We start from the raw sequence: 6,880 nt of genomic DNA, 5'->3' as shown, positions 1-6,880 counted from the left end.
GCCTACAAGACCGGCACCTCCTACGGTTTCCGCGACGCGGTCGCGGTGGGCGCGGCCGGCGGCTATGTGGTGGCGGTGTGGACCGGGCGGGCCGACGGCGGCGCGCGCGGCGGCCTGACCGGACGGGACGCGGCCGCGCCCCTGCTGTTCGACGTGTTCGACGCCATTTCCGCGCCCTCGCGCGCGCCTTCGCCGATCGCCCCGCGCGGCGCGCCCAAGGCGCTCAAGACCCTGCAGGCGACCAGCACGGGACCGGCGCTGATCTTCCCGCCGGACGGCTCGACCGTGCAGATGTCCGCCGACCGCGGCTTCGTCCTGGCCGCTCGCGGCGAGGGCCTGCGCTGGTACGTCGAGGGCCAGGCGCTGGAAGCCGAGCCGGTCTCCGGCCGCGTGGTCTGGACCCCGCCGTCGCCGGGCTTCTACAGCCTCAGCGTGGTGGACGCGGACGGCCGCGAGGCGCGGGCGAAGGTCAGGGTGAGGGGTTGACCGGCTGAGAGGTTTGCGCCGGAGCGGCGGGCCGGCGCTCCAAGGTGAATCCGACCAGCTTGTTCCCCGCCCTCAGGTAGTTCAGGTCGAGGCGCCCGTCGTTGGTGGTCCAGTGGCAACGCGCGCCCCGGAAACCCGGCTGCTCCGTCGTCTTGCACTCTCCGGGCCCATAGATCTCTGACAGCGACGCCGAGACGGTTACGTCGTCACCGCTACGGAAGAAGGTGAGCGTCTGCGTCAGGGCGTCGTTCTCAAAGATGAAAAGGGTGACGCCTTCGCTCGTGTCGAGCCGCGCGTCCTTGAGCTGCAGCCCGGGCGCCTTGGTTGTCGGAACGGTCCCTGGCACGGCCGCCGCGACCTCCGGAATGGACGCTCCGAATTTCGGCTTGAGCCAAGCAGGAGCCGAGGGCGTCTGGGCGTCGGCGGCCGTCGCGAACCCGAGCGCTAAGATGGCGGCGGCCATGATCGACCGAAACCTCATCGCCCTCACGTCTCGATCTTGTCCAGGTCCCGGCCCTTGGTCTCGGGCAGGAAGGCGATGTTGACCAGGACGGCCACGGCGGTGATCGCCACCGGGTACCAGAGGCCGAAGAAGATGTTCCCCGAGGCCGCCACCATGGCGAAGGCCGCCGCCGGCAGGAAGCCGCCGAACCAGCCGGTGCCGATGTTGTAGGGCAGGCTCATGGCCGTGTAGCGGATCCGGGTCGGGAACAGCTCGACCAGGGCCGCGGCCTGCGGGCCGTAGAGCGCGGTGGCCGCCACCACGAAGATCATCATCAGGCCGAACAGCCGCTGGAAGTCGATCCGCGCCGGATCGGCCTTTTCCGGATAGCCGGCCTCGGCCAGGGCCGAGCGGATGTCGACCTCGACCTCGGCCTTGAGCGCCTTCAGGGCGGCGCCGTCCAGGCCCGCGCCCTCGCGCGACAGCACCATGCGCTCACCGACCGAAACGCTGGCGGTCTCGCCCGGGGCGAGGGGGGCGTTCGAATAGGACACGCCGGCGTTGGTCAGCACGCTCTTGGCGATGTCGCAGGAGGAGGCGAACACGGCCTTGCCGACCGGGTCGAACTGCACCGAGCAGGTCGCGGGGTCGGCGTGCACCACCACCGGCGCCTTGGCCTGGGCCTCGGCCAGGGCCGGGTTGGCCGCGGCGGTGATGGCCTTGAAGGCGGGGAAGAAGGCCACGGTGGCCAGGATCATGCCGAACAGCATGACCGGCTTGCGGCCGATCTTGTCCGACAGCCAGCCGAAGACGACGTACAGCACGGCGCTGGCCAGGGTCGCGGCGATCATCAGCTCGTTGACCGTCGCGGCCTCGACCTTCAGCACCTTTTCCAGGAAGAACTGGCTGTAGAAGAAGGCGGCGTACCAGACGGCGCCCTGCGCCATCATGATGCCGAACAGCACGATCAGCACCAGGCGCAGGTTGCGCCAGCGCAGGAAGCTTTCGGCGAACGGGGCCTTGGCGACGGCGCCCTCCTCGGCCTCCAGCTTCCTGAAGGCGGGGCTCTCGCCCAGCTTCACGCGCATCCACAGCGAGATCAGCAGCAGGCCCATCGAGACCCAGAACGGGATCCGCCAGCCCCAGGCCTGGAAGGCCTCTTCGCCGAGCGTCTTGCGGGTGACCAGGATCACCACCAGCGCTCCGATCAGCCCGAGAGCGGCCGAGGTCTGGATCCAGCCGGTCAGGCCGCCGCGCTTCTTCGCCGGCGCGTGCTCGGCCACGTAGATCGCCGCGCCGCCGTATTCGCCGCCCAGGGCGAAGCCTTGCAGGACGCGCAGGGCGATCAGGGCCAGCGGGGCGGCCATGCCGATCTGCTCGTAGGTCGGCAGGAAGCCAATGGCGAAGGTCGCAATGCCCATCAGGGAGATGGTCACCAGGAAGGCGCCCTTGCGGCCCTTGCGGTCGCCGATGTGGCCGAAGACCAGCGCGCCCAGCGGCCGGACGAAGAAGCCGACCGCGAAGGTGGCCAGCGCCAGGATGAAGCCGGTCGCCTCGTTCACCCCGGTGTAGAAGTGCTTGGCGATCACCGCCGCCAGCGACCCGAAGATGAAGAAGTCGTACCACTCGAAGGCGGTGCCGGCCGCCGACGCGGCGACGACCGTGGCCAGGCCCGGTTCGCGGGTCTTGGCCGGATCCTGAACGCTCATGTAACCCCCCGGTTTTGCCAAGCTTTACCACGGCCCCGGGGGGAGGCAACGCAGGCGCGACGAAGCCCCGCCGGCGGCCGGCGGGGCTCGTTTCATCAACGCACGAAAGACGAACGCACGGCCGTCAGTTCTTGACGTCGTCGGCGCTGTTCTCGATCGCCTGGCCGGCGGCCTTGGTGTCCTTGCCCACGCCGGCCATGGTGTTGCACGCCGATACGGTCAGGGCGGCGGCGGCGGCCAGAAGCACGATCAACTTACGCATATTCGGTACCTCCCGATTGCGCGCGGGGAACGCTCAGGCCGCGGCCTGGTTCCCCGCTGAGCCTTGGCGCGCACGGGGTTGCGCTTCCGGCGCGGCCGCCTCGGGGGTCGGGAAGACCAGGCGGGCGACCACGCCGTGGCCGATCGCCGGGCCGATTTCGACCCGGCCGCGCAGCTGGCGGGCGAAGGCGTTCATCAGGGTGCGGCCGACGCCCTGGCCGACCGCGTCCTCGCCGGCGCCGGGGCCGTCGTCCTCGACCTCCAGCCGGCTCTCCGCCCCGTCGACCTTGAAGCGCACCCGCAAGGTGCCGCCGCGGCCGGCGAAGGCGTGCTTCTGGGCGTTGGTGATGGCCTCGACCGCCCACAGGGCCAGCGGGGCCAGCTTGTCGGGGTCGATGACCAGCGGGTCGGCTTCCAGTTCGGTGCGCACCAGCGGCCCGCGCGGGGCGTCGCCCGCCACCAGCTGGGCGATCAGCTCCTCCAGGAACAGGCGCACGTCCACCCGCTTGAGGTCGGGGCTGAGGTAGAGCGCCCGGTAGATCAGGGCCAGCGCCGTGATCCGCTGGCGCGTGTCGCTCATCGCCGCGCGCGCGCCCGGATCGGTCAGGGCCCGCTGCTGCATGTTCAGCAGCGAGGAGATGACCTGCAGGTTGTTCTTCACCCGGTGGTGGATCTCGCGCATCAGCGCGTCCTTGTGGGCGAGGTTGTCGCGCAGCGCCACGTCGCGCGCGTCGATCGCCTCGGCCATCTGGTCCAGGGTGGTGGCCAGGTTGCGGATCTCCCAGGGCGCGTTGCGCGCCTGCAGGGGCCGCACGCTGTAGCGGCCCTTGGCGTAGATCGAGGCGATCCGCTCCAGATAGCCCAGCCAGCGGATCACCACCCGCTCGGTCACGCTCAGCACGGCCACCAGGGCCAGGCCCCAGGCGAACAGCGGCATGATCAGGGTCATGATCGGGTTCAGCCGGGCCCAGGACAGCAGCCCCTGGGTGGGGGCGGACAGCAGCACGAACACGTCCTGGCCGGCCAGCGGCGCGCCGGCGAACACGCGGTTGCGGCCCTCGGCGTCCTTGGCGTGGAACAGGGCCGAGCCCTCCTGCAGCGCCTTGCGGGTCCAGCCGGTCTCCAGCTTTCCGAAGGCGCGCGGGTCGGTCGAGGTCAGCAGCCGGCCGCGATCGTCGGTGACGGCCACCTCCGCCCCGTTGGGCAGGGCGCGCTCGGCCGCGGTCGGGCGCAGGCTGGACAGGGGGATCACCGCCACGAAGGCGCCGTCGAAGGCGCCCAGCGGACGCTCGGCCCGCACCGCGGTGAGCACCGCCGCCTGCTGGGAGAACACGCCGGGCGGCGCGCGGGTGACGACCATGCGCTCGCCGGCCTTCAGCCGGTCGAACCAGTCGCCGCCGACCGCGGCGCTGTCGAACGGCACCGAGCCGCTGGCGCAGACCACGCGGCCGGTGGCGCTGAACCGCACCAGGGCCTCGTAGCCCTGCAGCCGGTCGACCAGGTTGCGCAGGCGCGGCACGCAGTAGAGCCCGACCGATTCCGGCCGCAGTGTCTCCAGCATGACCACCGCGCTCTCCAGCCGCGCCCGCGCGGTCGCCGCGGCGCGCTCGGCGCCCAGGGCCAGGTCGGTGCGCTGGTGCTCGGCCTCGCGGCGGAAGGCGGCGGCCGACTGCAGCACGCTGAGCGCCAGAATAGGCAAGAGGGCGGCCGCCAGCCGGAAGCGGATGGTCTGGTAGCGCGGCGGGCCGGCCGGCGTCGGGGCGTGGCCCACGGACTTAGCGCACGCCGCTCAGACGCTCCGCGTCGGCGAGGATCGCGCCCATGGCGTCCCCCGCGGGCGCGCCGTCGCGTTCGTAGGCCCCGGATTCTAGCGCCGCCTGCAGGGCGCGCCGGGCGCGGCTGACGCGGCTCTTCACCGTGCCCACCGCGCAGTTACAGATCTCGGCCGCCTCCTCGTAGGCGAAGCCGCCGGCGCCCACGAGCACCAGCGCTTCACGCTGTTCGTCGGGCAGGCTGCGCAGCGCCAGACGCAGTTCGTCCAGCGCCACCGGCGCCTCCGGATCGTCGGCCGCCACCAGGGTGCGCTCGGCCTGCTCCTGGTCTAGTTGCGACTGGCGCCAGGACCGGCGCTTCTCCGAATAGAACTGGTTGCGCAGGATCATGAAGGTCCAGGCCTTCATGTTCGTGCCCATCTGGAAGCTGGAGCGCGCGTCCCAGGCCTTCAGCATGGCGTCCTGCGCCAGGTCGTCGGCCGAGGCCGCGTCGCCGCACAGGGTGCGCGCGAACGCCCGCAAATGCGGGATCAACCCGACGAGTTCGCGCTTGAAGCCCTCGTCGTCCGCCGAGGCGGCGGCGTGCGCCGTCATGCGCCGCTCTCCTGGTCGCGTGCGTCGGCACGCCGGAGAATTTCCAGGAACTCGTCCGGCACCGGCTCGCTGACCACCTCGTCGAACATCTGACGCAGCTTTACGCCGATGGCCTGCTGGCGCAGGCGCGCTTCGTCCGAAGAGGGATCCTCTTCCACCCGGTGCCGGTTCTTCGCTGCGGTGTTCTGATCGATCATGGCCTCGCTCGCGCGCCGCCCAGAGGCGAGCGCCGACTTGGAACTTTCCCTCGCCCTCAAACGCGGTCCGCTCGACCCGGTTCCGGGTTTCCCCCAATATAGCGCTGGTATGCGGACTCCGTCGAGGAACCTGCGCCGTCCGTCATGCGTTGTGATCGACAGCGCGCGCGTATCTCGAGGCGTTGTGCGCCCGCGCGTCTTTTTGGATGCGTCTTTTTGGATTCAGTGTCGGGGAAATCAGATCATGGGTCTTCTGGCGAGACTGGCGCCGCACCTGCCGTACGTGCGTCGCTACGCGCGCGCCCTGACGGGCGATCAGGCCACCGGAGACAATTACGTGCGCGTGGCGCTCGAGGCGCTGGCCGCCGGCGAGCGGGTGTTGGAAGCCCACATGACCCCGCGCGTCGCGCTGTATCACGTGTTCCACGCCATCTGGTGCTCCAGCGGGGCCCAGCTGGAGGACGCGGAACCGGCCCAGCTGGGCGGGTCGGACGATCCGGCGCGCCGGCTGCTGGCCATCGCGCCGCGCTCGCGCCAGGCCTTCCTGCTGACCGCGCTTGAAGGGTTCACCCCCTCCGAGGCGGCGCAGATCCTGGAGACCGACGTCGACGAGGTCGAAAAGCTGATCGCCAGCGCCCAGGCCGAGATCGACCAGGAGCTGGCCACCGACGTGCTGATCATCGAGGACGAGCCGGTGATCGCCGCCGACATCGAGGCGCTGGTCAAGGAGCTCGGCCACACGGTGGTCGACGTCGCCGCCACCCACGACGAGGCGGTCGACGCGGTGGCGCGCAAGCGTCCCGGCCTGGTGCTGGCCGACATCCAGCTGGCCGACGGCTCCTCCGGCATCGACGCGGTGCGCGACATCCTCAAGCGCTACGACGTGCCGGTGATCTTCATCACCGCCTTCCCGGAACGCCTGCTGACCGGCGAGCGGCCGGAGCCGACCTTCCTGATCACTAAGCCGTTCCAGCCGGAAACGGTGAAGGCGGCGATCGGTCAGGCGCTGTTCTTCCACCCGGCCCGGGCCCGCGAAGTGGCCTGAGCTGGCGGCTGAGCCGAACGCCCGTTCGCGCGTTGAATCCTACGGCCGGCCTGTCGCAGGCCGGCCGTTTCAGGTTCGGAGGCGCGCATGCTCGGTTGGGCTTTGATCTTCGTGGTTCTGGCGCTGGTCTGCGGGGCGCTGGGCTTCTTCGCCCTCGCCGGCCTGGCGGCCGCGATCGCCAAGATCCTGTTCGTGATCTTCTTGGTGCTGCTGGTCGTCGGCTTCGCCATGCGGGCCTTCCGCGGCCAGCCCCCGGTCTAGCGGGCGCCGATCTAGCGGGCGCTGGCCGGCTGACCGTCCGGGGCCCGGCTCTCGCCCGGCTCAGGCGCCTGGCGGGCCGCCGGGGCCGGCTGGGCCCAGGCGCGGGCCACGCC

The 6,880-nt window shown here is 71.1% G+C and carries 8 protein-coding genes and 1 pseudogene; 3 read left to right on the top strand and 6 right to left on the bottom strand.

The annotated features are described in order from the left end of the window. Positions 1-486 (top strand): annotated as a pseudogene (locus G3573_RS18815) (penicillin-binding protein 1C); the annotation flags it as partial. On the opposite strand, the gene G3573_RS18810 reads toward G3573_RS18815, so the two are convergent. The 6 genes from G3573_RS18810 to G3573_RS18785 form a co-directional block, all read right to left on the bottom strand. Beyond that, the gene (locus tag G3573_RS18810) at positions 470-949 is read right to left on the bottom strand and encodes a hypothetical protein (protein WP_163263219.1); all 480 of its coding nucleotides are present in this window, start codon (positions 947-949) and stop codon (positions 470-472) included. The pseudogene G3573_RS18815 and the gene G3573_RS18810 sit on opposite strands and share 17 nt — an antisense overlap. A 23-nt stretch (positions 950-972) precedes the next feature. Continuing rightward, entirely contained in the window at positions 973-2,637 is a 1,665-nt protein-coding gene (locus tag G3573_RS18805) for an MFS transporter (protein WP_163263218.1), read from the bottom strand. A gap of 124 nt (positions 2,638-2,761) precedes the next feature. Then, positions 2,762-2,899 (bottom strand): entericidin A/B family lipoprotein, encoded by a 138-nt coding sequence (locus G3573_RS18800; RefSeq protein ID WP_163263217.1) that lies wholly within the window; start codon positions 2,897-2,899, stop codon positions 2,762-2,764. Positions 2,900-2,932: 33 nt separating this feature from the next. Further along, positions 2,933-4,669 carry a sensor histidine kinase gene (locus tag G3573_RS18795; protein ID WP_346427419.1) on the bottom strand — a complete coding sequence of 579 codons (1,737 nt, stop codon included), beginning with the start codon at positions 4,667-4,669 and terminating at the stop codon, positions 2,933-2,935. Positions 4,670-4,673: 4 nt separating this feature from the next. Further along, complete coding sequence (locus tag G3573_RS18790) at positions 4,674-5,264, bottom strand: sigma-70 family RNA polymerase sigma factor (protein ID WP_163263216.1); 591 nt, start codon at positions 5,262-5,264, stop codon at positions 4,674-4,676. Beyond that, complete coding sequence (locus tag G3573_RS18785) at positions 5,261-5,461, bottom strand: NepR family anti-sigma factor (RefSeq protein WP_163263215.1); 201 nt, start codon at positions 5,459-5,461, stop codon at positions 5,261-5,263. The genes G3573_RS18790 and G3573_RS18785 overlap by 4 nt, the downstream gene beginning before the upstream one ends. Before the next feature lie 244 nt (positions 5,462-5,705). On the opposite strand from G3573_RS18785, the gene G3573_RS18780 reads away from it, so the two are divergent. Both G3573_RS18780 and G3573_RS18775 read left to right on the top strand, forming a co-directional pair. After that, a complete protein-coding gene (locus G3573_RS18780) occupies positions 5,706-6,506 on the top strand; it encodes a response regulator (protein WP_163263214.1) in 801 nt (266 codons plus the stop codon). An 87-nt stretch (positions 6,507-6,593) separates the two neighbouring features. Further along, on the top strand, positions 6,594-6,767 hold the full coding sequence (locus G3573_RS18775) for a DUF1328 family protein (protein ID WP_163263213.1): 174 nt from the start codon (positions 6,594-6,596) through the stop codon (positions 6,765-6,767). Positions 6,768-6,880: the final 113 nt, after the last annotated feature.

It is taken from the genome of Caulobacter sp. 17J65-9 (genome assembly GCF_010975005.1).
In the GTDB taxonomy this organism is placed as follows: domain Bacteria; phylum Pseudomonadota; class Alphaproteobacteria; order Caulobacterales; family Caulobacteraceae; genus 17J80-11.
Note: the sequence above shows the minus strand (reverse complement) of the source record. Positions and strands in the feature narration are given on the sequence as shown.

Excerpts from the sequence above, each read along its gene's own strand:
- G3573_RS18800 (WP_163263217.1), bottom strand. The coding sequence starts at position 2,899 with ATGCGTAAGTTGATCGTGCTTCTGGCCGCCGCCGCCGCCCTGACCGTA.
- G3573_RS18780 (WP_163263214.1), top strand. The coding sequence starts at position 5,706 with ATGGGTCTTCTGGCGAGACTGGCGCCGCACCTGCCGTACGTGCGTCGC.
- G3573_RS18805 (WP_163263218.1), bottom strand. The coding sequence starts at position 2,637 with ATGAGCGTTCAGGATCCGGCCAAGACCCGCGAACCGGGCCTGGCCACG.
- G3573_RS18785 (WP_163263215.1), bottom strand. The coding sequence starts at position 5,461 with ATGATCGATCAGAACACCGCAGCGAAGAACCGGCACCGGGTGGAAGAG.
- G3573_RS18790 (WP_163263216.1), bottom strand. The coding sequence starts at position 5,264 with ATGACGGCGCACGCCGCCGCCTCGGCGGACGACGAGGGCTTCAAGCGC.
- G3573_RS18810 (WP_163263219.1), bottom strand. The coding sequence starts at position 949 with ATGGCCGCCGCCATCTTAGCGCTCGGGTTCGCGACGGCCGCCGACGCC.
- G3573_RS18775 (WP_163263213.1), top strand. The coding sequence starts at position 6,594 with ATGCTCGGTTGGGCTTTGATCTTCGTGGTTCTGGCGCTGGTCTGCGGG.